The sequence below is a fragment of the Marinomonas rhodophyticola genome, assembly GCF_026113935.1.
GTDB lineage: Bacteria > Pseudomonadota > Gammaproteobacteria > Pseudomonadales > Marinomonadaceae > Marinomonas > Marinomonas rhodophyticola.
Genome location: NZ_JAPEUL010000006.1, coordinates 209,800 through 235,000, shown reverse-complemented (window position 1 = coordinate 235,000; position 25,201 = coordinate 209,800). Strand labels below are relative to the sequence as shown.

Below are 25,201 nucleotides of genomic sequence, written 5' to 3'. Positions count from 1 at the left end.
GATTATTCATTGGCGAGATACAGTATCTAGTTTAGAAAGCTTAGCGACAAAGCTTTAAGCAAGACACTAAACAAAGCGTCACGCAAGTGATGGTTTAGTCTCTGACTTAGTGCTTTGCACTAAACTTGCTCTTTAACAATTCGAATTTTGAAATAGACGATAATCAAGCGTCAAACCGGTGGAAAGCATCTTTAACCTAGATGACTTTCTAAATCGTAAATCCAGAGGGGTACAAAAGCCCTTTGGTATGTGATCCGAAACTATTTTGGGTTATATGGTCAAGTGACCAAGCGTGCACGGTGGATGCCTTGGCAGTCAGAGGCGATGAAGGACGTGGTAATCTGCGAAAAGGTTCGGGGAGTCGATAAACAGGCTTTGATCCGAACATGTCCGAATGGGGGAACCCACTCTACTTGTAGAGTATCCCACAGTGAATACATAGCTGTGAGGAGGCGAACGAGGGGAACTGAAACATCTAAGTACCCTTAGGAAAAGAAATCAACCGAGATTCCCTAAGTAGCGGCGAGCGAAAGGGGATTAGCCCTTAAGTGGTTTTGGTGTTAGTAGAAGGCTCTGGAAAGTGCCGCGATAGAGGGTGATAGCCCCGTATACGAAAACACCTTAATCATGAAAACGAGTAGGACGGGACACGTGTTATCCTGTCTGAATATGGGGGGACCATCCTCCAAGGCTAAATACTCCTGACTGACCGATAGTGAACCAGTACCGTGAGGGAAAGGCGAAAAGAACCCCTGTGAGGGGAGTGAAATAGATCCTGAAACCGTGTACGTACAAGCAGTGGGAGCGGACTTGTTCCGTGACTGCGTACCTTTTGTATAATGGGTCAACGACTTATTTTCAGTAGCAAGGTTAAACATGTAGTGGAGCCGTAGGGAAACCGAGTCTTAATAGGGCGTTTAGTTGCTGGGAATAGACCCGAAACCGGGCGATCTATCCATGAGCAGGTTGAAGGTTGAGTAACATCAACTGGAGGACCGAACCCACATCCGTTGAAAAGGCTGGGGATGACTTGTGGATAGGAGTGAAAGGCTAATCAAGCTCGGAGATAGCTGGTTCTCCTCGAAAGCTATTTAGGTAGCGCCTCGTATCTCACCATTGGGGGTAGAGCACTGTTTGGGCTAGGGGGTCATCCCGACTTACCAACCCCATGCAAACTCCGAATACCAATGAGTGCAATTACGGGAGACACACGGCGGGTGCTAACGTCCGTCGTGGAAAGGGAAACAACCCAGACCGTCAGCTAAGGTCCCAAAGTTACAGTTAAGTGGGAAACGATGTGGGAAGGCTTAGACAGCTAGGAGGTTGGCTTAGAAGCAGCCATCCTTTAAAGAAAGCGTAATAGCTCACTAGTCGAGTCGGCCTGCGCGGAAGATATAACGGGGCTAAAACTGTACACCGAAGCTACGGATGCTTAGTTTACTAGGCATGGTAGAGGAGCGTTCTGTAAGCCGTTGAAGGTCAAGCTGTAAGGCAGGCTGGAGGTATCAGAAGTGCGAATGTTGACATGAGTAACGATAAGGGGAGTGAAAAACTCCCCGCCGGAAGACCAAGGTTTCCTGTCCCATGTTAATCAGGGCAGGGTGAGTCGGCCCCTAAGGCGAGGCAGAAATGCGTAGTCGATGGGAAACAGGTTAATATTCCTGTACTCGTGCATATTGCGATGGAGAGACGGAGAAGGCTAGGCCAGCACAGCGATGGTTGTCTGTGTTTAAGGCGGTAGGTTTAGGGCTTAGGCAAATCCGGCCCTTTTAAGACCGAGAACTGATGACGAGCCCCTCTTTTGGGCGAAGTGGTTGATGCCATGCTTCCAGGAAAAACTTCTAAGCTTCAGATATGCAGGAACCGTACCCCAAACCGACACAGGTGGTCAGGTAGAGAATACCAAGGCGCTTGAGAGAACTCGGGTGAAGGAACTAGGCAAAATGGTACCGTAACTTCGGGAGAAGGTACGCCGGCCGGTGTGAAGGACTTGCTCCGTAAGCACTAGTCGGTCGAAGATACCAGGTGGCTGCGACTGTTTATTAAAAACACAGCACTCTGCAAACACGAAAGTGGACGTATAGGGTGTGACGCCTGCCCGGTGCTTGAAGGTTAATTGATGGGGTTAGCGCAAGCGAAGCTCTTGATCGAAGCCCAAGTAAACGGCGGCCGTAACTATAACGGTCCTAAGGTAGCGAAATTCCTTGTCGGGTAAGTTCCGACCTGCACGAATGGCGTAACGATGGCCACACTGTCTCCACCCGAGACTCAGTGAAATTGAAATCGCAGTGAAGATGCTGTGTATCCGCGGCTAGACGGAAAGACCCCGTGAACCTTTACTATAGCTTCACAGTGAACTTTGAACCTACTTGTGTAGGATAGGTGGGAGGCTTTGAAGCGGTGACGCCAGTTACCGTGGAGCCACTCTTGAAATACCACCCTGGTATGTTTGAGGTTCTAACTCAGGTCCGTAATCCGGATCGAGGACACTGTGTGGTGGGTAGTTTGACTGGGGCGGTCTCCTCCCAAAGAGTAACGGAGGAGCACGAAGGTGTGCTCAGCATGGTCGGAAATCATGCATAGAGTGTAAAGGCAAAAGCACGCTTAACTGCGAGACAGACACGTCGAGCAGGTACGAAAGTAGGTCTTAGTGATCCGGTGGTTCTGTATGGAAGGGCCATCGCTCAACGGATAAAAGGTACTCCGGGGATAACAGGCTGATACCGCCCAAGAGTTCACATCGACGGCGGTGTTTGGCACCTCGATGTCGGCTCATCACATCCTGGGGCTGAAGCCGGTCCCAAGGGTATGGCTGTTCGCCATTTAAAGTGGTACGCGAGCTGGGTTTAGAACGTCGTGAGACAGTTCGGTCCCTATCTGCCGTGGACGTTTGAGATTTGAGAGGAGCTGCTCCTAGTACGAGAGGACCGGAGTGGACGAACCTCTGGTGTTCCGGTTGTCACGCCAGTGGCATTGCCGGGTAGCTATGTTCGGACGGGATAACCGCTGAAAGCATCTAAGCGGGAAGCCTCCCTTAAGATAAGATCTCACTGGAACATAAGTTCCCTAAAGAGCCGTTCGAGACTAGGACGTTGATAGGTTGGGTGTGTAAGTGCTGTGAGGCATTGAGCTAACCAATACTAATTGCTCGTGAGGCTTGACCATATAACACCAAAGTGGTTTTTAAAGCGGAAACGCTACAATCACAGACACAGATTACGATAAAGCATCAGCAATGATGAGCATCGGTTTGATACTTGGTTATCACTATTTCAAAATGAATTGTTAAAGATCCAAGCACGTATTCGCGTGTTTTGGTGAGGCCACAAAACGCCCAGCCAGAACAAAACGCAAAACGAATTGCTTGACGATCATAGAGGCGTTGAACCACCTGATCCCATCCCGAACTCAGAAGTGAAAAGCGCCATCGCCGATGGTAGTGTGGGAGATCCCATGTGAGAGTAGGTCGTCGTCAAGCTTTATATTAAGAGAAACCCCATCCTACTCAGTAGGGTGGGGTTTTTTCGTTTCAGGGACGTAACATGATCCTTGCCACGTGCGTGTGGGCTCTTTATCAAAGACTCGCATGTGAGGGATAAGCATCATCAAGCTTTATATTAAGAAGGCCCTGATAGCTAACGCTGTCAGGGCTTTTTTTCGTCTCAAGGAAAGGGGCCGAGGTGCATCCACCTTGGTATTCGCTTCGCTTTTGACGGCCTAAAGGCGGATCTACAGCTTTTGTAGGTCGTGGCTTTAGCCTTAAGGATCCCCACAAATATAGAGTGATGCCCACTTGTTGGTTAAACTATTTTCGCCAAAAAATAAGCCAGACAAGGGGCATCACATTGTTATTATCAAGTTTACTTCCTGACAATTCAATCTCCATTGATAAGCGAACCTATACAGCTTTATCAGATGCAGTATCCTCCGTTAAAGAAGGCGCCAGATTAAGCCTAACGGCAATTGGTAGAAAACTAGGAGAAGACGCTAACGTCATTGAAAAATATTGCATTAAACGAGTTGATCGACTGTTAGGAAACATCCAATTACACCAATGCCGAAATCAATTTTATAAGACCCTTGCCTCTCACTTTTCTTCACAAGAGTTCTTGCCCATCATTGTTGATTGGTCAAGTGTTTATGATTTTAGCTTTGTTTTACTGCGCGCCTCAGTGGCCTTTCAGGGAAGAGCTTTCACTTTATATGAAGAAGTACACCCTGAAGGAGCTATGAATAATCATAAAAGACATGTCGACTTCTTAAATAATTTAAAGCAAATACTTCCCTCTGACTGTACCCCTATTATCTGCACGGACGCAGGATTTAAGGTTCCGTGGTTCAAAGCAATAGAGCAATTAGATTGGTATTGGCTTGCACGTACACGTGGAACGGTAAAATGCCAAACGGATAAACGACCACAATGGACTCTCGTTGACGGTTATCATCATCAAGCCACCACAAAACCAATGGAGTTGTCCGGCTTGCGTCTATCAAAACAACAACAATGGCCTTGTCGTGGTGTTTTGTATAAAAGTCCACGCCCTACAAAGAAAAAAAGCAAACCCGTTAAAAGACCAAACTGTAACAATTATAAGAAGTGCTCTAAAGCAAACAGAGAGCCTTGGTTTCTAGTCAGTAACTTGCCAAAAGGCGAGTTTCCTCCTCTTGCTCTAGTCAATATTTATAAGCGCAGAATGACTATCGAAGAAGCATTCCGAGACACGAAGAACGAATATTATGGGCTAGGACTAAAACGTAGCCGAAGCCAATCTATTGAGCGATTACAAACCCTTCTGTTAATTGCCTTACTTGCTCAATGGTGCCTTTACGTCATTGGGAAAGCGGCAGAGATGCAAGGTTATCATCGTCATTTCCAATCAAATACGATAACAACGAGGCGAGTATTGTCTTATTGCTATTTAGCCAAAAGGATCCTGAAAACCTCCCGTTATGAAATAACAGAAAAAATGTTATTTGAGGCGTTAGACCTTCTTCTATTGGAAACCAAGTGCTAGAAATAAATGTGGGGATCCTTAAGGCTTTAGCCCGACAAGACGTGATGTGTTGTCGCGAGCTTTTTTGACGGCCTAAAGACCTACCTACATGTGATTGGTTTTTGTAGGTCGTGGCTTTAGCCCGACAAGACGTGATGTGTTGTCGCGAGCTTTTTTGACGGCCTGAAGACTTACAGCTTGGCTCTACTCTGGGGATAAGCGTTATTTTTATGCACAAAAAAGCCCAGCTTGTTGCTGGGCTTTGTGTATAGTTCAGGTTTTTTATCGTGTGTTGTCCGCTAATTCACTTAGCAAGGCCCGTTGAGCACTACGGTATTCACCTTTTCTTGGTTTAGATAGCTGGTAAGAGCCATCACTTTGCAGAATCCAGCTTTGTGTATTGTCTGCTAGATAGTATTCTAATTCTTTCTTAACACGACGGGTCTGCTTGTAATCCTGTAATGGGAAGGCGACCTCAATACGGTTATTCAAGTTTCTATCCATGCCATCTGCGCTGGACAGATACACTTGTGGATTGCGGTCGTTGAAGAAGTAATAGACGCGTGTATGTTCGAGAAATCGACCTATAATGCTTCGTACTCGAATATTAGAGGATATGCCCTTTATACCCCGCCGCAAGGTGCAAATGCCTCGGACTATTAGGTCAATTTTCACTCCAGCTTGAGATGCTTTGTATAATGACTGAATAAGTTTTTGTTCAGTCAAAGAGTTCACCTTGATAATGATTCGAGACGGCTCGCCTTTTAAAGCGTTTTCTGCCTCGCGATTGATCATATCAAGTAAACGATCTCTCAGAGTAAAAGGAGCGTGTAGTAGCTTCTTCACCTTTAGCTCTTTACTCATTCCGGTGAGCTGCTGGAAAACACGATGTACGTCATCGCCTATTTCTTTATCCGACGTCATAAAGCTGTAGTCAGTATAGAGTCTTGCATTTCCTGCGTGATAGTTGCCTGTGCCTAGATGAACATAGCGAGTTAGTTCTGCCCCCTCTCTACGAACGATTAGAATCATTTTTGCATGGGTTTTATGTCGAACAACGCCGTAAACAACAATGGCACCAGCGTCTTGTAGACGACTTGCTAAGGCTAAGTTCTCAGCCTCATCGAAACGAGCTCTTAACTCAATGACAACTGTTACTTCTTTGCCATTTCGTGCGGCTTCAACCAATGCATTGGCAATAGGTGAACGAGAGCCGGTTCTATATAGTGTCTGACGGATAGCAACAACACTTGGGTCTTTCGCGGCTTCGCTTAGTAAGTCGATAACGGGCGAAAAACTTTCAAACGGGTGCATCAATAGATAGTCGCGTTGACGAATGGCCTCGAATAATCCCCCTGAGCTGGCCAATTTTCTAGGCAAGCCTGGTGAAAAAGGAGGGTACATTAGATCTGGTCTATCAACCAGTTCTAGCACGGCCATGAGTCGGCTAAGATTTACCGGCCCATCTATTCGATATAAATCTTGTTGCTCTAGCTCAAACTGCTTAAGCAATGAGTCGACAATGTGCAGAGGGCAGTTTTCAGCGATTTCTAATCGAACTGAACTACCGTAATGACGACTTTGTAATTCTGTTCGTAAGGCACCAGCTAGATCGACACCAATGTCATCGGAGTCTACTTCTAGATCGGCGTTACGGGTAAGGCGGAATTGGAAGCAGCCTTTTACCGTCATGCCGGGGAATAGTTGATCAGCATGGGCGTGAATAATCGATGAAAGAAAGACAAGGTTATCACCGCCTTCACAAACGTCATCTGGCAGTTTTACTAAACGAGGTAACGAGCTAGGTGCTGGGACAATAGCAAGTCCATTTTCACGGCCAAAAGCATCACGGCCTTCAAGTTCCACAACAAAGTTAAAGGTTTTGTTTGCGAGTCTTGGGAAAGGGTGTGCTGGATCAAGCCCAATTGGGCTAATGATAGGTAACACATTATCGCGGAAATAACGTTTTACCCAAGCAGCTTGTTTTTCATTCCAGACGCTACGGCGAATAAACTTAACGTTCTCATTAGCCAGTTTAGGAAAAATAATATCGTTGAGAATACGGTACTGACGGCGTACTAGTTTGTGAGCATGTTCGCTAATCAAAGACAGTACTTTTTTCGGGTGCATGCCATCAGGGCCGTTTTTTTCACGGCTATATTCTAATTGGCTTTTAAGACCTGCTACACGAATTTCGAAAAATTCGTCCATGTTCGAGCTGAAGATACATAGAAACATCAATCTATTTAAGATTGGATGATTTTCGTCCATGGCTTGTTCAAGAACACGGGCGTTAAATTGTAAATGACTCAATTCACGGTTGAAATAGAGTTCAGGATCCGCAAGATCGATCTCTTCAGGTAAGCGCTCTTCGATTGAGGCTTTAGTTGGATCTTGTGGTTGTTCCGGAATGGGATTTCAAAACAAGTTCTGCATCCAATTCTAAAGGTGGAGTTGGAATGGGATCTTTTTTATCTATCTCGTTCACCGACTGCTCAGACATGCGCTTTGATTCTCTCTAAATACCGTTTTATTGTGTTGTTGGTATCAATGTTCCTTTGCCTACAGTATGTAGGCATATGATAACAAATTACACCAACGCAGCCTGCTGGTCACCGATTCTATGTATTTATTCTGTTAAAAGTTATTAGCTTTTGGTTTTCAGTAGGCGTGCTGCATCTTTCGCAAAGTAAGTCAGGATTCCATCAGCACCTGCGCGTTTGAATGCAAGGAGTGATTCCATCATTACTGTATTTTTATCTAGCCAGCCATTTTGAAAGGCGGCCATGTGCATGGCGTACTCACCACTTACTTGGTAAGCAAAGGTGGGTACTTCAAGTTCTGTTTTTACTCGGCGTACGATATCTAAATAAGGCATGCCAGGTTTTACCATGACCATATCTGCGCCTTCTTCTATGTCAAGCATCACTTCACGGATCGCTTCGTTCGAGTTAGCGGGGTCAATTTGGTAAGTGAATTTGTTGCCTTTGCCAAGGTTACCACTGGAGCCAATTGCGTCACGGAATGGACCGTAGTAAGCCGAAGCGTATTTAGCAGCGTACGCCATGATCAAGGTATTAACAAAGCCTTCCGCTTCTAGTTCATCGCGAATTTCACCAATACGTCCGTCCATCATGTCGGATGGCGCCACTATGTCGGCACCTGCTTTGGCGTGCGAAAGGGCTTGTTTGACTAATGTATCGACGGTGATGTCATTTAATACGTAGCCAGAATCATCAATAATGCCATCTTGTCCATGAGTGGTGTAAGGATCCAAAGCAACGTCAGTAAGCACACCTAGCTCTGGAAAAGCTTCTTTCAAAGCGCGAACCGCTCGTTGGACTAAGCCATTTGGGTTGTATGACTCTTCGGCGAGCAAAGATTTTTTATCACTGTCAATGACGGGAAAGAGTGCAATGGTAGGGATGCCTAATTCGACAAGTTCTTTGGCTTCTTCTAATAGTAAGTCGATAGAAAGGCGCTCAATATTTGGCATAGAAGGAATGGCTTCTCGCACATTCTTGCCTTCAAGAATAAACATTGGGTAGATTAAATCGTCCGCTGTAAGGCGATGCTCACGCATCAGGCGACGAGAAAAATCATTTTTACGCATGCGACGCATACGAGTGTATGGAAATGTCATCCAATATCTCTCCTTTTCGCTCTCAATAAATGTACTTTAGTATTGTTACAATATTAAGACAGTCGTAGGTGAAAAGCTTTGTATTGAGGCAAAGCTTTACGGATTTTTAGCATTTTGTCTTTGTTTATGCTCGTTTGTTTGCGGTTAGTGTTTACACTAATTGCGCTTCGGCTTGTTCAAGCTCTTCTTGTGCTTCGAACCAAGCTTCTTCACTTTCGGCTTGGGCTTTTTTCCATTTCGCCTCATCACTCAACAAGCTTTGTAATTTGCTTCTTTGCTCGGTTTCATAGAGACTGGAGTCGGCCATCGCTGCCGCAATACGATCGAGATGCTCTTGAGCTGTTTGAATCGCTTTTTCGTACTTTTCTATTTGCTTGCGAAGGGGGCGTAATTTTTCACGCATTTCTGCGGCTTTACGACGCTCTTCTTTGCGATCAACTCGGTCTATTTTATCGCCAGCTAATTCATTTCTTTCAAGCTGCGCAGCGTCAGCTTGTCTCGCTTGTAACCATGCATGATAAGTTGGAAGATCGCCATCAAAGGCTTGTATTTTGTTGTCAGCAACAAGGTAAAATTCGTCGACGGTACTGTTTAGCAAATGTCTATCGTGGGATACCAATAAAATGGAGCCTGGAAATTCTTGCAAGGCTTCCGTTAATGCTTGGCGCATTTCGATGTCCAAATGGTTGGTTGGCTCATCGAGTACTAACAAATTAGGTTTTGTCCAAGAAATTAAAGATAAGGCTAAGCGTGCTTTTTCACCGCCTGAAAAGCCTTTTACAGCACGAAGCGCATCGTCGCCGGTAAATCCAAAGCCGCCTAGATAGCGTCGAATATCACTTTCAAGCACTTTCGGAGTGAGTCGTTGAATATGCAGTAATGGTGAGGCTTCGAGATCAAGTGCGCTAAGTTGATGCTGAGAGAAATAACCAATTTTCAGGTTTTCTCCTAGGATACGATCACCTGCTAGAATGCTGATTTCACCAACGATGGATTTTATGAGTGTCGATTTGCCTGCACCGTTAGGGCCAAGTAGGCCAATGCGTTGACCATCTCTAAGTGCGAAATTGGTGTTGCCGAGTTGCACCGTTTTCACGCCAGATGCAGAGATATAGCCCAAGTCTGCTTGAGATAAATTGACCAATAATTGTGACGTTTTTTCAGCTACGGGAATCGTGAACTCAAATTGTGAATCGATATGAGCAGGGCCAATGATTTCCATTTTTTCGAGCATTTTTAAGCGACTTTGTGCTTGCTTTGCTTTGTCTGCTTTGAAGCGAAAGCGATCTACGTATTGTTGTAGGTGGAATCGTTTTTCTTGTTGTTTTTCATAGTTAGCTTGTTGTTGTGCTAAGTGTTCAGCACGTTGGCGCTCGTAATCCGAGTAGTTGCCTTTGTACAAAACCAGTTGTTTTTGATACAGGTGAACAATATGACTACAGATGCCATCTAGGAAATCGCGATCATGAGAGATGAGTAGTAAGGTTCCTGGGTACTGGCGTAGCCAGTTTTCCAGCCACATTACCGCGTCTAAATCCAAGTGGTTGGTTGGCTCATCCAGTAGCAATACATCAGAAGGACACATCAGGGCTTTGGCGAGGTTAAGACGAATTTTCCAGCCACCGGAAAAATCAGACACGGGTCTTTTCATGTCTGTCATTTTAAAGCCTAAACCTTGTAGAAGTGTCTCGCCGCGCGATTGTGCGGTATAGCCATGAGCGTTTTCATATTCTCCTAACCAAACTGCGTGAGCGTGATCGTCACCATTAGCTTGCGCCTCAATGATATTTTTTTCGATCTCTTTAGTTTGTCATCACCATCGAGACAATAATCCAAGGCACTGCGTTGTGTTTCTTCTACTTCCTGAGCCATGAAGGCAATGCGTCGTTGCCCTGGTAAAATGACTTCACCAGTGTCTGCATGTAGCTCGCCTTTTATCATGGCGAATAAAGAAGATTTGCCTGCGCCATTGGCACCGATGAGGCCAACTTTTTGACCCTCAAAGATGGTGAGGTCGGCTTCTTCAAGTAAAAACTGAGTGCCGCGCTGTAAACTAACTTGCGTAAATTGGATCATAAAAACTGATTATCTCTTATCTCTCTTAATGAGAAGTGATGTTGATCGTTTCCATCGTCTTTCTAATAGAAAGTGCAATGCATAACATTTTAGAGTGCTGCCTGATGAAACGAAATAGCAAGTGTGAATATTCTCCGTACATATCCCCAGTTAATGACGGTTTTAAAGTGGATGATTGAGCGTCTCAAGGGTAAAATGACGATAATACTTATTTGAATTTTTTGCTCAGGCTTATGGCTTGGGAAAGGTGTGCTTTGTGAACAATGTAACCATCAATGAAATCCAGCGCTTTTCTTTCGATAATAGTAACGTTCGTGGTGAACGAGTGTTGCTCAACGACGCTTATCAAGAAATTATAAAACGTAAGGAATATCCATTATCGCTAGAAAAACTTCTCGGAGAGTTTGTCGCTGCTATCGCGCTTCTGAGAGATATTGTCAAAATAGATGGCGTGTTATCGATTCAAGCCAAAGGTAATGGTTTCTTATCTACCCTGATGACCGAGTGTGACGAACATCAAAATCTTCGTGGTATTGCTCAGTGGGACGAAAGCCAAGAGGTGCCAGAGAGCATTTCTCTAAAAGAGGTACTTGAAGGGGGGTATTTAGCCATTACCATCCAGCCTCGTAATGGGCAGCGTTATCAGGGCATAGTTGAGATCATTGGCGATACCTTGTCTGAATGCCTTGAACAGTACTTTTCTCAGTCTGAGCAGTTGCCAAGTCGAGTGTGGTTAGCGGCGAATGGTGCACAGTGTGGTGGCTTGTTCTTACAACGCTTGCCAGAAGAGCAAGCAAAAGAAGGCGATGAAGATGCTTGGGATCGTTTAACACATTTGGCTTCAACGGTGAAAGAAGAGGAATTGCTTGGCCTTGAAACCAGTGAACTACTGCACCGTCTCTACCACGAAGAAGAAGTTCGCTTGTATGATATTAAAGCAATGCAGTTTGGTTGTTCGTGTTCTCGTCAGCGTACTCTAGAAGCCGTTATGTCTTTAGGTTCAGCAGAGATACGCGAGTTACTAATAGAGCAAGGTAGTGTGAAAGTTGATTGTCAATTTTGCGCTGAAAAGTACGAGTTTTCAGAAAATGACTTGGCCGACTTTCTAGGTGACCAAGCCAAAACTCATTAGTCTGAAGAACATTATGATTTAAACGTGGCGTGATTGATAAGGTCACGCCACGATATAATACCAATCACATTATGTTCATCGTCAACGACTGGTAGACAAGAAATATCCACGCGTTTAAACCAAGCGATGATGTCCTCTATGGATGTGTCTGCTTTAACGGTGATTGGCTGACGAGTCATTGCCTGATGGGCTGCACGGTTTAAGGTGTCTAAATCTCTTGGTTGTTCGGAGACTTTGTTAATAAACGGGCTAATGAGGCGCAACAGGTCTCGGTCAGAAATAATACCGACTAATTTGCCTTTCTCTGTCACAGGAATATGGTGAAAACCATTTGTTTCCATGATTTTTCTGATGTTGGGTAAGCGTTCATCCATTTCGACACAGATGACATTTTTTACCATGATATCTTGTGCTTTCATTGTCATACTCCCCAGCATCTCTATAAGAGAATTTAGTATATTTATACTGAATATTATTATTTAAATATAGTAGCAAAATCGAAGCATGTTTTTTATTAATGTTGCTAACATCGCTTTTCTTGCTGCTAAAGTCAATTAAATGAGCGGTATCTTGATCATTTAAATGTGAATATATCTACAATCTTATACTAAGGTCTCAAGACATTACTTTTAAAATCCGTATAATTGAATTACACCTGCTCAGAATCCCTTATTAAGCTGATTTTCTATGTACTTTCGGCATACGAGCAAAGGCGTTCTGAGGAGAGGGTGAAGAAAGTAAAGTAGCAAGCTCTTGTGGTTACTGGCCAAAAGCCCTTTTTCTGCATCACTCTCAAATTCACAATTGGCTATGACACGGCGAAATCATATGACCTCAAATTCTGTAGACGTTTTACTAGTCGGAGGCGGTGCTATGAGCACCACCTTAGGAGTGTTACTCAAGCAATTAGATCCCAGCATGACCATGTTGATGGTAGAGCGGTTGGGCAGTGTCGCAAAAGAAAGTACGGATGGCTGGAATAACGCTGGGACAGGCCATGCAGCATATTGCGAACTCAACTATACCTCTGAAAATAAAGACGGTTCTGTCAATATCGACAAAGCTGTAACCATCAATGCGGCTTTTGAAATCAGTCTTCAATTCTGGTCTTACTTAGTCGAACAGGGGCTTATGCCTGCGCCTCAAGAGTTTATTCATCGCGTGCCTCACCAGAGCTTTGTATGGGGAGAACGTAATGTAAAAATGCTTAAAGCGCGTCATGCGGCCATGAGTGCACATCCCGCTTTTAGAGAAATGCAATACACGGAAGACCGTGAAAAAATGAGAGAATGGATGCCTCTTATAATGAATAATCGTGAGGGTGACGGTGCCCCTTGCTGCAACTCGAGTTGAGCATGGTGCGGATGTGAATTTTGGTGCGATTGCTCGAAACATGAGTAAGCATTTACAAGGGCTGGATAATTTTGAGCTGAGCTTAAATTGCGAAGTGAAGGATTTAAGCAAAAGAGCAGACGGAAGATGGGACGTTGAAATCGAGCAAAATGGCGCTCGTAAAACCGTTGATGCTAAGTTTGTTTTTTTGGGTGCTGGCGGTGGTGCTTTGCCTTTATTGCAAATGGCCGATGTCAAAGAAGGTAAGGGTTTTGGTGGTTTTCCCGTCAGTGGTCAATGGTTAGTCTGTGAAAAACCAGACATCGTGGAACAGCATTTTGCCAAAGTTTATGGGGCGGCACCAATCGGAGCGCCACCAATGTCTGTACCGCATCTAGACACACGTATTATTGATGGTAAAAAAGCCATTTTATTTGGTCCGTTTGCTGGCTTCACAACAAAATTCCTGAAAACGGGAACCATTTTTTGACCTTCCTAAAAGCGTTCGCTTCGACAACATTAAGCCAATGCTAAGTGTGGGTAAAAATAACATGGACCTAACACGTTATTTAATCAGCGAAGTGATGCAATCTCATAAAGATCGTTGTAACTCGTTGCGTCAGTTTTTTCCAGATGCGAAAGATGAAGACTGGGAACTGGCTTACGCTGGGCAGCGTGTTCAAATTATCAAAAAAGACGCAAAAACGGGTGGCAAATTAGAGTTTGGAACCGAAGCTATTACGACCGAAGACGGTTCTCTTGCTGCTTTGTTAGGCGCTTCTCCTGGCGCTTCAACGACAGTAAATACTATGATCGGTATTATAGAGCGCTGCTTCCCAGAGCAAGTTAAATCGGCAGATTGGCAAGCCAAACTAAAAACTATGGTGCCATCTTACGGTGAGTCTCTAATAGAGAATACGGATTTGCTGCTTTCTATTCGTGCACGGACGTTAGAAACGCTCAATTTAAAGCCTTAATGTAAGTCAATAATGGCCTTTAGAAAGCGGGCATAAGCCTTAGCTTTCTTGGCTTAAATCTTGAAAAATACATCAATACAGAGATTGAATATGACAATGACTTTTGCTGAGCGCGCAGACCAACTGTGTGACAGATTACGAGACATGGAACATCACGCAGAAGAGGGAGATCAGCTTTTTTATTGCGCATATCTTCTTGGGCTTTTGGGGCTGCATAGTAGCGCTGAAGGTGAGGGCAAAGAGGCGTTTGATCAAGACTTTACTACGATTCTACAAGAAACGCTTGATGCTGAAGGTGTCACCACGAGCGATCAAGCAAACATAACGTCATTATGGCAAACGGTTTGCTCAAAATAGTTTTAGTCGTATAGCGTGATATATTTGAGTATAAAAAAGAGAGGTCATTATTAGACCTCTCTTTTTTTGCCTATATTCAAATTCATCTAGATAGGTAAAGTAGATGAATGCTATAGGCTTAAAGTGCGGGTTTTGTTGGGTGTGGAGCGTAAGCAAATACATCAGAAAAACAACGCTCTTTGCTTAGTCCTTTGAGCTCTAGATGATCAAATGTCCCGTATACCATGCCAACAGATCCACTGATAAACGCCACACTTTGGCTTAAATCGGGGTGGTCTGCTAATACGGCTTCGTATAACCAACCATTTCTTCCATGCCACTGATCACTTGCCTCGTTAACGATGACATCTAACGTGAAGGGCGTGTATTTGTGTGCCTCTTCTAACCAGTCTTGGGCGAACACATCTTCAGCGGTTCTTAATCCCCAGTAAAAGGATACCTTTCCGGTAAAGTTCTGCTCTACTAATTCGCTGTATAGGCTTTTGATTTGAGCAAAGCCTGTCCCGCCAGCGATGAGTAAAATATGCTCTGGATGGGTGTCTAATACCCCATTTTGTAAGTGGCAGTCACCGCCTGGAGCTTTGATTACAATGCTGGTATTGGATTGAATGTATTCTACGACCTTGCTAGCGAGTGATGTCGGATCCGATACTAAAATGTACAGTGTCAAATTCGGGAGTTCGTGTGGTGCACTGCCAATGGAATAAGGAACTTTTTCACCTGTTGGCAATACGACCATTAAATACTGACCTGCTATGAAGGTCAGATCATCGGCTTCTAGGCTGACTCGGTATACATTCTGATTAATTAATTCAACAGCCTTTACCGATGCGCTCATCTCTTTCATTTAAATTACTCCAATCTGTGTCGCACTTACTTATCAAGAAAGTCCGTGGACATTGATGATGCACTATATTGATCATGCAAGTAAAAAAAACCACTTCATGAAGTGGTTTTTATCAGGCAGAGTGATCTGCCTATTTATTTTTGCCTTTCATTGACTCAAAGAACTCATCGTTTGTTTGAGTGACTTTGAGGCGATCAATCAAGAACTCAGTTGCTGCTACATCTTCCATAGGATTCAATAGTTTACGAAGAATCCACATACGTTGTAGTTCATCTTCTGAGGTTAACAAGTCTTCACGACGAGTACCTGAGCGACGAATATTGATTGCAGGGAATGTTCGTTTTTCTGCAATTTTACGGTCTAGATGCAATTCGGAGTTACCAGTACCTTTGAATTCTTCAAAGATAACTTCGTCCATTTTGGAGCCTGTATCAACAAGCGCCGTTGCGATAATAGTCAAACTACCGCCTTCTTCGATGTTACGTGCCGCCCCAAAGAAACGCTTTGGACGCTCTAATGCATTTGCGTCAACACCACCAGTTAATACTTTGCCTGATGAAGGGATGACTGTGTTGTAGGCACGTGCTAAACGAGTAATGGAGTCTAGTAGGATAACAACATCGCGTTTGTGTTCAACGAGGCGTTTTGCTTTTTCGATTACCATTTCAGCCACTTGAACATGGCGTGCTGGTGGCTCATCAAACGTAGAAGCAACCACTTCACCTCGAACGGTACGAGACATCTCGGTTACTTCTTCAGGACGTTCATCGATCAGTAATACGATGAGGTGACATTCAGGGTTATTACGGGTAATAGCGTTGGCAATATTCTGCAGCATGAAGGTTTTACCCGCTTTTGGCGGAGATACAACCAAAGCACGCTGACCTTTACCCATTGGCGCAACAAGATCAATGATGCGTGAAGTAACGTCTTCGGTGGAGCCATTGCCGGCTTCCATCAATAGGCGTTCATCTGGGAAAAGAGGAGTAAGGTTTTCAAAAAGGATTTTATTGCGAACGCTTTCAGGTTTATCAAAGTTGATTTCGTTGACTTTTAGTAGCGCAAAGTAACGTTCACCATCCTTTGGAGGGCGGATTTTCCCGGAGATAGTATCCCCAGTTCGTAGGTTAAAGCGTCTAATTTGGCTTGGCGATACATAGATATCGTCAGGACCTGCTAAGTATGAACTATCAGGTGAACGTAAAAAGCCAAAGCCATCTTGAAGAATCTCTAAGATACCGTCGCCGTATATGTCTTCCCCGCCTTTTGCATGACGCTTTAGGATCGAGAAAATAACATCTTGTTTACGGGAGCGAGCCATATTTTCTAGGCCCATCTCTGATGCGATGTCTAAAAGTTCGTGTACTGATTTCTGTTTTAAGTCGGTAAGGTTCATAAACGGGTTTTGTATTAGCTCATTTGAGGAATATTGACGGAATTAGAGTTAATCAATAAGTAACAATAATGTGTGTCTGGAAGTATCTTACAATGTATCAGCTATTCGGCATAAAAAAACACAAAACAACGCGGTTATAAAACTTTTGTTTTGGTTTAGATCAGCCCGGATAGGGCAAAGCCAATACAGCGCGAAACAATTTGATTGGGATCTAGAGGTGACTTGCTTGTTGCTTTGTCACTATCGAGACCATCCATACTATAGTTCGACTTAAAGGCGAGGTCTATAGTGAAACTCAGGAAAAAAACAATTTCTGGTAATTTTTTGATCAAACTCAGGATTTTTGTGCTTTCAAAAGGGGGCAATTTTCATGTTAAGTACTTAATGCCTCTTGCTTTTCGGAAAAATTGGGCATTTTTCGTAAAAAATTCATAAAAAACTCTAGGCTTTTTGCTGCCATGTTGCCAATGACATAGGCACGGAACTGATATACTCTTGCCTTAATTAAGACTTCTGCAAGATAAGGCTTTCTGAATGCAATCACTTTTTTTGCAACAATCTCATGATTTTCCGTTTGAAAAAATTGCGGCTATAGACTTGGAGCTCAAACAGTTTTCATATGGTGATCGCTCAAGTGACTCATGGGCAGTTACGAATCACCGGTGAGTTTGGTGAAAAAGTTCAGCTGGCAGCTGGCCTAGTGAATGGGCGCTTAGATGATGCGTCGCAGCAACGAGGCTTAGATTGTTTAGCTCAGTTTGCACAAGTGATCGAAGACCTACCGCCCGGATCTGTTCGCGTGGTTGGTACGAATGCGCTAAGGGTCGCCAAAAATCGATACGATTTCATTGGTAAGGCCATGGACATAATGAGCCATCCAGTAGAAATCATCGCGGGTCGAGAAGAGGCTCGTCTGATTTATGTTGGCGTATCAAGAACCATGGATCATGGTGATGCAAAACGGCTGGTCGTGGATATTGGAGGCGGTAGTACGGAATTTATTATTGGTAAACAGCTTGAACCAATATTAACGGAAAGCCTTCATATGGGCTGCGTAAGTTTTAAACAGCGCTTTTTTGATGATGGCTCGATTAATAAGTCTAACTTCCAGAAAGCGGTAACGGCGGCTCGCTTAGAACTTTTAAGTATCCAAGATGATTACCTTGATGAGACATGGGATGTGGCTATTGGCTCTTCGGGGACAGTGAAAGCGGCTTTTAACATTGTTAAGGAAAACAATTGGAGCAAGAAAGGCATCACCTTAAAAAATCTAAAACAAATTCAAAAAGCATTATTTTCCGCAGGGCATATTGATAAGCTCGACTTGCCTGGTCTTAAGCCTGAACGTAAAGCGACATTCGCGGCTGGTATTGCGATTTTAACGGCGGTGTTTGAATGTTTTGATATCAAGCAGATGGACTTTTCTAACGGTGCGTTAAGAGAGGGTGTGCTTTACGACATTATGGGTCGTTACGCTGAGACCGATATTCGTGAACGTACCGTTAACTACATGTTGAATCAGTACCACATTGATACAGAGCAAGCGAAACTGGTTACGCATACCGCGTTATCGGCATTAGCTCAAGTGAAAGACGATTGGAATCTGAATAGCATTTCCAGTGAAGACCTATTGCGTTGGTCTGGGCTACTTCATGAAGTGGGAGCAGGTATTTCGCATAGCCGCTACCATAAACATGGTGCTTACATTATTAGTGAATCTGATATGCCAGGTTTTTCTCAACAAGAGCAACAGGCGCTGGCCAATTTAATTCTACGACATCGCCGTAAGTTCACTCAATCTTTAGATTACCGCTTTACCAAAAGTGATCAGCAAGATTTAGATCGATTGTCTATATTGTTAAGGCTTTCAATATTGCTGCATCATGATAGAAAAGAGGGTGATATGCCTATCTTCACTTTAAAAGCGAGTGAAAAAAGTTTGCATGCTGAATTTTTACCGGAGTGGTTGAATAACCGCCCCTTGACACTTGCTAACCTACAACGCGAAGCTGAGTCTTTATTGGTCGATGGATACAGCCTAACCTTCAGTTAACATTAACCTGAGTCACATTATGATCAAGTTAATTTATCAATTGATCGATACAACGCGGCGACTTCTTCTCGTTGTAATCCTGTAATGCGAGAGAGTCGCCCAATGCTCGAAGACACTTGGACCGACTCTTTTCCTTCCTGCTCTTTTTCTTCGTTTTTATCGGTTAAAGTATTGAGCTGTGATGACATCAACTGTTGTTTAGCACTGTCCGATAACTGAACATTATCCTGTTGTCGTTGAACATCCGTGCGCACGTTACTGTCTGTTTGAGCGAATTGCACAGGCAAATAAAAACGATTGTTTGAGATGGAGGATACTGACAAAACAGCCACCTGATAATAGTCAAAAGATGCGCTTTAAGGATAGTATAAAAAACAATCAATGTGTATTTTTGTTGCGATATTATTCCATACATAAGCTAGAAATAGCGGGGTCATGTGTTTTTATCCATTACTATGCTCGTATGACGATAGATCTGCATCAATTTAGATTTATTTTATCTTCTCATTCACCATATTAGTGTCATTGCCATACAAGGATGATATTGTTTGCACATTGTTATCAATTTGATGACTAAAGAACAATAATGCATTTAACAGTATAAGGTCTGCTTTATCGCGTAAATCGCGCGAATGATTATCTGTTGTCAGTCGTTTGCTTCAAAAAGGATGCCGCATGAGCCAAGAAAATCTTCCAATAGAACATCTTTATTTCACTGAGACAAACCTAGAACAAATTTTAGAGAATCTAGATGTTGTTCGTAATCGAATACACCCACAAGCAGCGGATGACGAAGGCGTAAATGAACAGGTGTTTCCATCTGTTTGCCTTATTGGTCTAGGGCGATGTGGTTCAAATATCGCACTGGATGTAGCGTCGTTGGTATACGATGCAAGAACCAACTATATGCGAGAAGTAGAAAGCCAAGAAATACTGGAAAATGAAAGCGAATTCCGTCCCATGCGTTGGATTCGTAAACATTTGCCGTTAGAAGGCAAAGATGGTTTTAAACCTGTTTTCTTGATTGAGCCAATCGTTTTATTGGGGGATTTGGATAAGGATATAGAAGGGCGAATTCGTTTTTCTAATCAAGAAGGCAGGGCTAAGTTTTTAGAAGAGTATACCAAGCTGCAGATTATGGATCTGTCTGAAGTGCATGCTGGTGGTGCCGGTAATGCGCCAATTTTAGGGCAGTATCTTGCCAAAATTATCTTGAATAAAGATGCCACTACCTTCCGCAACGAAAATTGGAAACAGATGCATTCCTATTTGGTGGATTCGTGTGGCATCAAAGCCAACCAATCACGTCTATACTTTTATATTTTCAGTGCAGGTGGTGGAACAGGGTCAGGCATGGCGTCTGAGTTTGGTCTAGCACAACAGTTTTCCTATCTGAGTAAGACTTTCGACTACCGATCCGATCAAAGCAAAATGGCGGATAAACGTCATAGCTTTGTGTTTGAGCCAATTTTCACATCAGGTATTTGTATTTTACCGAACATATCTGGAAAAAATGTTGAAATCTCAGAGGCGCTACATATTAACGCCGGACGTTTGCTAACGAAATACATATCGGAAGAATGGAATTTTTCGTACAACGAAGAGCGTGAAGAAGATGAAGTGCCTGCGGACGTCATGGAGCGCATTCGTCCATGGAACTCTATGATGTTAATCTCTAATGACATCATGCGTTATGCAGAAGAGGAAGATGGTGGCGATGCAGACAGTATTGATGTTAACACCATGGAAAAGTACGCCAACCAGTATATCTCTCAACAAATCTTCAATATCTTAACCGCTCAAGCCGTCACAACGGATTACGATGAAGATTACTTCCGTCGCGCTGGTATTGATATTGCTGAGACTATTCGTCTGGATGCAAACGACTTATTCATGAGCTTGGCGGGTCCTGTTGCTGTTGCCTATGCAGAAAGTGTTGTAAATGAAAGTACGCGGCAAGACAGTGTGGATATTGACGATCTATTTTGTCGTTCCATTGAGCTGCCACACTTTAACAGTGACACGTCAGCGATTGAAGGGGTAAGTGTATTGCCGGTTGAATCCGAGCGATACCGTGAAGCGATTAAGAACTATCGAAAAAGCGGTTACGATGCGACCACGTTGAATCATCTGCATTTCTTTAAAAACTGTTCGTCTATTGTGTCGATTATTTCTTTGCCGCGAGATTACAAATTATCTTTCACGGCATTAAATCGTCTCAAAATGCACCTGAACCGCTTATGTCCTAATACAACATTAAAACGTTATGCTCTGGTTATTGGTGCATCGGCTAACTTGTCATTAACCACGCTTATCGCAAAAAGCCCTTGTCTGAGTGATGATTTTTTAACCTTAATGGTCGCTTACATGAAGCGTTGTTTTGCCCGTGACGATTACCGTTACACGGATGAAATAGACAAAGAAATTATTAAAATGATCCAAGAGACGGATTTTGATGAAGCGTTAGTTGACAAGTTTTTCAACACGTATGAGAACCCAGCGAAAATCCTAGACACAAATTGGTATGCGATTAAGCCAATGTATGAGAAAAAATACCGTGAGCTAATCGACAACAATCAGCGTTTTGTCTCGATCAATGATATTCGCTTGGACATTGATAACGTGAAAAATGCGATCAAATATTTGCGTGAAATTTATCGTCATCGCATTAGTAAAACCAATGTTCTTACACTTAATAGCTAATGATTGACTATTAATATTATGTTTTAAAGGCAACTCACACAGAGTTGCCTTTTTTTACAGGCGAAATAAAAAAGGCGCCATAGTTGGCTTAACTATTGAATGATCAGAGGTAGGTCTTTATCGCCGCCTACTTTTTATATTTGTATGCTTGTTTGGTGCGAATGCTTCGTAATATACCTTTGTATGTCCGCGTTACGCGCGGTATTGTGCGCGGTTTTGCACCATGTTGTTTGGCGTGAATCTTTTTGGTGCGGTAGTCACCGCATGGGGTGGATATGGCAGAATTTTACTGGTTATTGATTGCTTCTGCGTTTGTTTTCATGATGCAAGCTGGATTTCTGTGTTTGGAAAGCGGTCGCATTCGCAGTAAAAATAGCATCAACGTTGCGGCAAAGAATATATCAGACTTTATTATCTCGACTGCTATTTTCTGGCTATTTGGTTTTGGCATCATGTTTGGTGATTCTGTGGCTGGACTGTTTGGTGTCAGTGACTTCTTTTTTGATGCAGAACACTCACCTTGGCAAATTAGTTTCTTTATTTTTCAAATGATGTTTTGTGGAACAGCGGCAACCTTAACCTCTGGTGCCGTAGCAGAACGCATGACTTTTATCGGTTATTTAGCCATTACCCTTGTACTCAGTGCGTTGATTTATCCTATTGTTGGGCATTGGGTGTGGTCTGGTGTTTATCCCTCAGAAGGGCCTCTTGGTTGGCTTGAAGCGCTAGGTTTTATCGATTTTGCAGGTTCTACCGTGGTGCATTCTGTCGGTGGCTGGGTGGCGTTAGCGGCCATTATGATTATTGGTCCTCGTATAGGACGTTTTGAAGAAGGGATTCGTTTACCACCAGGAAATAACCTCCCCTTGTCAGCATTAGGGACTCTATTGATATGGTTTGGTTGGATTGGTTTTAATGGTGGTAGTACGCTTTCATTAAATAACGATGTGCCGCTAATCATCTTGAACACATTTATTTCGGCTGCTTGGGGTGGTTTGGTGGCGGCGTCAATTAATTACTGGCGCGACGGTTATGTCGAAGTGGGGTTTGTGTTAAATGGCACCATTGCGGGTTTGGTGGGGATTACGGCCTCTTGTCATGTTGTTTCACCTGGCGCGTCTGTCATTATCGGTGGTGTATCTGGGGTCATCGTGTATTACGGCAGTTTGTTGATGGCGCGTTGGCGTCTTGATGATGCACTTGATGTAGTGCCTGCACATTTGTTCGCGGGGATCTGGGGAACGTTGAGTGTGGCCTTATTTGGTCAAACTGACAGGATTGATAATGGTCTGAGTGCTTTAGATCAGTTTGGCATACAGGCTTTGGGTATTGTAGTGATTGGCTTGTATTGTTTTGTGGTGGGTTATGCCGCTATGTGGATACTCAATCGATTCATGTCACTCCGTGCCAGCAAAGAGCAGGAAGAGCAAGGTCTAAATGTCGCTGAACACCGTGCTACGACTGAGCTGTTTGACTTGCTAACCTCCATGCAATACCAACAGAATAATGCGGATTTTTCTACCCCTGTACCGGAAGAGCCTTTTACCGAAGTAGGGCAAATCGCCCGTAAATATAATCAGGTAATTCATCGTGTTAATAGCGAAATTGCGCAACGGGATGATGCTCTCATGCGTTTTCAAGAAAGTGAAATGCGCAAGTCTGCAATTCTGAATTCGTCCATGGATTGTATTGTTACCATTAATCGTTTTGGTTCCGTCATGGAGTTCAATCCCGCTGCGGAGCGCACTTTTGGTTGCCTTAAAAAACAAGTGGAAGGAAAAAGCTTTATTGGTCTGTTTATTCTTGAAGCGGATAGGAAAAAGATTTTTGAAAGTCTAAATTCTGGCTTCTCGACGTCCAATGGTTTGATTTTAAATCGACGCAATCCATTTCGTCTGCAACGTAGTCCTAACAATGATTTTCCGGCAGAGATTGCCATTACAAAAGCTAATACAGATGCCTCACAAGAAAGTGAGTACACACTTCATATTAGAGATATGACGCGCCACGTTAAACTGCAAGAGCGCTTAAAATTTCTGGCCTACAGTGACCCATTAACCAGTTTGTACAATCGTACGTATCTCATGGATTCTCTTGTTAGTGCTTTGTTGTTTGCAACCAAACAAAAAACATCGGTTGGTTTGCTGTTCTTAGATTTGGATAATTTTAAGATTATCAACGATACCCTAGGTCATAAAGCGGGCGATGAATTACTGTGTGAAGTAGCCAGACGTTTGATTGCTGTATCGGATCAATTTGATGTGATTGCTCGTTGGGGCGGTGACGAGTTTGTTTTCATGATGACTGATAATGTAACGGAGAGCCGCTTGGCCAAACGTGCTCAGCAAATCTTAGAAGTCATGCGAGTCCCTGTTCATTTAAATGAACAGTACTTCACTATTCCAACGAGTATTGGCATTTCCTATACCAAAGAGCACAGTTTGGATGCTGATAAGCTGATTCAACAAGCGGATATTGCTATGTACTGGGCAAAAGAAAAAGGGCGTGATAATGCGCAGTTTTTCACCCCAGAGATGGCCAATGTCGTGACGAAAAAATTTGGTTTTGAAAAAGAAATCAATGAAGCGCTTGCCTATGACCAATTCTCCCTAGTTTATCAGCCGAAAGTATTGATGGAGAAAGGTCATATTCTTGGTCTAGAGGCGCTAATTCGTTGGAATCACCCGATCAAGGGGGTCATTTCACCTGCTGACTTTATTCCTATTGCAGAAGAATCTAACCTAATTGTTAAGATTGACGAATGGGTAATTGACCAAGCGTTACAGCAACAAAAAATATGGCGTGACCAGGGGCTGGTGAATCTTCCCATATCGGTTAACCTTTCTGGACGGCATTTGGTTTCAGATTCACTAGTTGCTTATGTTTCAGAAAAGTTAGCGCAATACGATTTGGCAGGCAATCTGTTGGAAGTTGAAATTACTGAAGGTGTGTTATTACAAGATATTAAGCGTTGCATTGCGGTGATGGCTGAACTTAAAGCCTTAGATATTAAAATATCGGTGGATGATTTCGGCACGGGGTATTCTTCCTTGAGTTATCTAAAACGTCTTCCTTTAGATATTTTGAAGATTGATCAATCATTTGTGGAAGAGTGTGATAGTCACACAGAAGACGCCAAAATCTGTGAAACGATTATTCACCTGGCACGAAGTTTGGAACTCGGGATCGTTGCTGAGGGTGTTGAGACCGCTCAGCAAGCCGATATGCTACAGTCATTAGGTTGCGAGATTTTTCAAGGCTATTATTTCTATAAGCCAATGAAAAGTAATGAAGTCGCTTTATTACTTAGCGAGGAGTGTGTGGAGGCTTAGTCGATTTTCGATCTCGAATCGTCTCCATTAGCTCCTGGCCTTGCGTTTTATCGATAGGTTTAGTGCGAAAATGTAGCGCCGTTTTGGCAATCATGTTGGCAGCAACCGGTGCGGTGATTAACAAAAACAGCGTGATCAAGAGTTCTTGAATCGAAAGAAACCCTTTTAGGTGGCTTTGAAAAATCATTGATGCTACCAACACTCCCGTAATACCAAGGGTGGATGCTTTCGTTGGGCTGTGCAAACGCATATAAATATCAGGTAAACGCACCAGCCCATAAGAACCGATTAACAAAAAAGCACCGCCAGTTAGTAAGGATACGCAAATAATAATTTCGAGATAAAAAGGCATAACTTGT

Annotated in this window: 13 protein-coding genes, 2 rRNA genes and 2 pseudogenes; 9 read left to right on the top strand and 8 right to left on the bottom strand. The window is 43.4% G+C overall.

Annotated elements, in window-relative coordinates; genetic code table 11:
* The first annotated feature begins 276 nt into the window (after positions 1 to 276).
* The 3 genes from ONZ52_RS07055 (at position 277) to ONZ52_RS07045 (ending at position 5,015) form a co-directional block, all read left to right on the top strand.
* A 23S ribosomal RNA gene (locus tag ONZ52_RS07055) occupies positions 277 to 3,165 on the top strand.
* A 198-nt stretch (positions 3,166 to 3,363) separates the two neighbouring features.
* Positions 3,364 to 3,478 (top strand): 5S ribosomal RNA (gene rrf, locus ONZ52_RS07050).
* Positions 3,479 to 3,845: 367 nt separating this feature from the next.
* Positions 3,846 to 5,015, top strand: a complete 1,170-nt coding sequence (locus tag ONZ52_RS07045) for an IS4 family transposase (protein WP_261599300.1) — start codon at positions 3,846 to 3,848, stop codon at positions 5,013 to 5,015.
* A gap of 261 nt (positions 5,016 to 5,276) precedes the next feature.
* Here ONZ52_RS07045 and ppk1 read toward each other — a convergent pair whose 3' ends face one another.
* From ppk1 to ONZ52_RS07030, 3 genes and pseudogenes are all read right to left on the bottom strand, one after another.
* Positions 5,277 to 7,406 (bottom strand): polyphosphate kinase 1, encoded by a 2,130-nt coding sequence (gene ppk1, locus ONZ52_RS07040; RefSeq protein WP_428981166.1) that lies wholly within the window; start codon positions 7,404 to 7,406, stop codon positions 5,277 to 5,279.
* A 235-nt stretch (positions 7,407 to 7,641) separates the two neighbouring features.
* Positions 7,642 to 8,637 carry a porphobilinogen synthase gene (hemB, locus tag ONZ52_RS07035; RefSeq protein WP_265217965.1) on the bottom strand — a complete coding sequence of 332 codons (996 nt, stop codon included), beginning with the start codon at positions 8,635 to 8,637 and terminating at the stop codon, positions 7,642 to 7,644.
* A gap of 151 nt (positions 8,638 to 8,788) precedes the next feature.
* Positions 8,789 to 10,713 (bottom strand): annotated as a pseudogene (locus ONZ52_RS07030) (ABC-F family ATP-binding cassette domain-containing protein).
* A gap of 256 nt (positions 10,714 to 10,969) precedes the next feature.
* On the opposite strand from ONZ52_RS07030, the gene hslO reads away from it, so the two are divergent.
* Positions 10,970 to 11,845 carry an Hsp33 family molecular chaperone HslO gene (gene hslO, locus ONZ52_RS07025; RefSeq protein ID WP_265217964.1) on the top strand — a complete coding sequence of 292 codons (876 nt, stop codon included), beginning with the start codon at positions 10,970 to 10,972 and terminating at the stop codon, positions 11,843 to 11,845.
* Between the two features lie 11 nt (positions 11,846 to 11,856).
* Here hslO and ONZ52_RS07020 read toward each other — a convergent pair whose 3' ends face one another.
* Positions 11,857 to 12,264, bottom strand: coding sequence for a CBS domain-containing protein (locus tag ONZ52_RS07020; RefSeq protein WP_265217963.1), 408 nt, complete (start codon positions 12,262 to 12,264; stop codon positions 11,857 to 11,859).
* A gap of 409 nt (positions 12,265 to 12,673) precedes the next feature.
* Here ONZ52_RS07020 and mqo point away from each other — a divergent pair.
* Positions 12,674 to 14,154 (top strand): annotated as a pseudogene (mqo, locus tag ONZ52_RS07015) (malate dehydrogenase (quinone)).
* A gap of 90 nt (positions 14,155 to 14,244) precedes the next feature.
* Entirely contained in the window at positions 14,245 to 14,511 is a 267-nt protein-coding gene (locus ONZ52_RS07010) for a YfcL family protein (protein WP_265217962.1), read from the top strand.
* 118 nt (positions 14,512 to 14,629) lie between these two features.
* Here the strand turns inward: ONZ52_RS07010 and ONZ52_RS07005 are convergent, their stop codons facing one another.
* Entirely contained in the window at positions 14,630 to 15,358 is a 729-nt protein-coding gene (locus tag ONZ52_RS07005) for an NAD(P)H-flavin reductase (protein WP_265217961.1), read from the bottom strand.
* Positions 15,359 to 15,488: 130 nt separating this feature from the next.
* Positions 15,489 to 16,754 carry a transcription termination factor Rho gene (gene rho / locus ONZ52_RS07000; protein WP_111637652.1) on the bottom strand — a complete coding sequence of 422 codons (1,266 nt, stop codon included), beginning with the start codon at positions 16,752 to 16,754 and terminating at the stop codon, positions 15,489 to 15,491.
* Between the two features lie 619 nt (positions 16,755 to 17,373).
* Here rho and ONZ52_RS06995 point away from each other — a divergent pair.
* On the top strand, positions 17,374 to 18,807 hold the full coding sequence (locus ONZ52_RS06995; protein WP_321160277.1) for a Ppx/GppA phosphatase family protein: 1,434 nt from the start codon (positions 17,374 to 17,376) through the stop codon (positions 18,805 to 18,807).
* A 23-nt stretch (positions 18,808 to 18,830) separates the two neighbouring features.
* On the opposite strand, the gene ONZ52_RS06990 is transcribed toward ONZ52_RS06995, so the two are convergent.
* Positions 18,831 to 19,130, bottom strand: coding sequence for a hypothetical protein (locus ONZ52_RS06990; RefSeq protein WP_265217960.1), 300 nt, complete (start codon positions 19,128 to 19,130; stop codon positions 18,831 to 18,833).
* A 352-nt stretch (positions 19,131 to 19,482) separates the two neighbouring features.
* Between ONZ52_RS06990 and ONZ52_RS06985 the strand changes: the two genes are divergently transcribed.
* Complete coding sequence (locus tag ONZ52_RS06985) at positions 19,483 to 21,510, top strand: hypothetical protein (RefSeq protein WP_265217959.1); 2,028 nt, start codon at positions 19,483 to 19,485, stop codon at positions 21,508 to 21,510.
* 275 nt (positions 21,511 to 21,785) lie between these two features.
* Positions 21,786 to 24,842 (top strand): ammonium transporter, encoded by a 3,057-nt coding sequence (gene amt, locus ONZ52_RS06980; RefSeq protein ID WP_265217958.1) that lies wholly within the window; start codon positions 21,786 to 21,788, stop codon positions 24,840 to 24,842.
* Here amt and ONZ52_RS06975 read toward each other — a convergent pair.
* Positions 24,817 to 25,194: a Na+/H+ antiporter subunit G gene (locus ONZ52_RS06975; protein WP_111606805.1), complete on the bottom strand. Its 378-nt coding sequence runs from the start codon at positions 25,192 to 25,194 to the stop codon at positions 24,817 to 24,819. The genes amt and ONZ52_RS06975 overlap by 26 nt on opposite strands.
* Positions 25,195 to 25,201 lie beyond the last annotated feature (7 nt).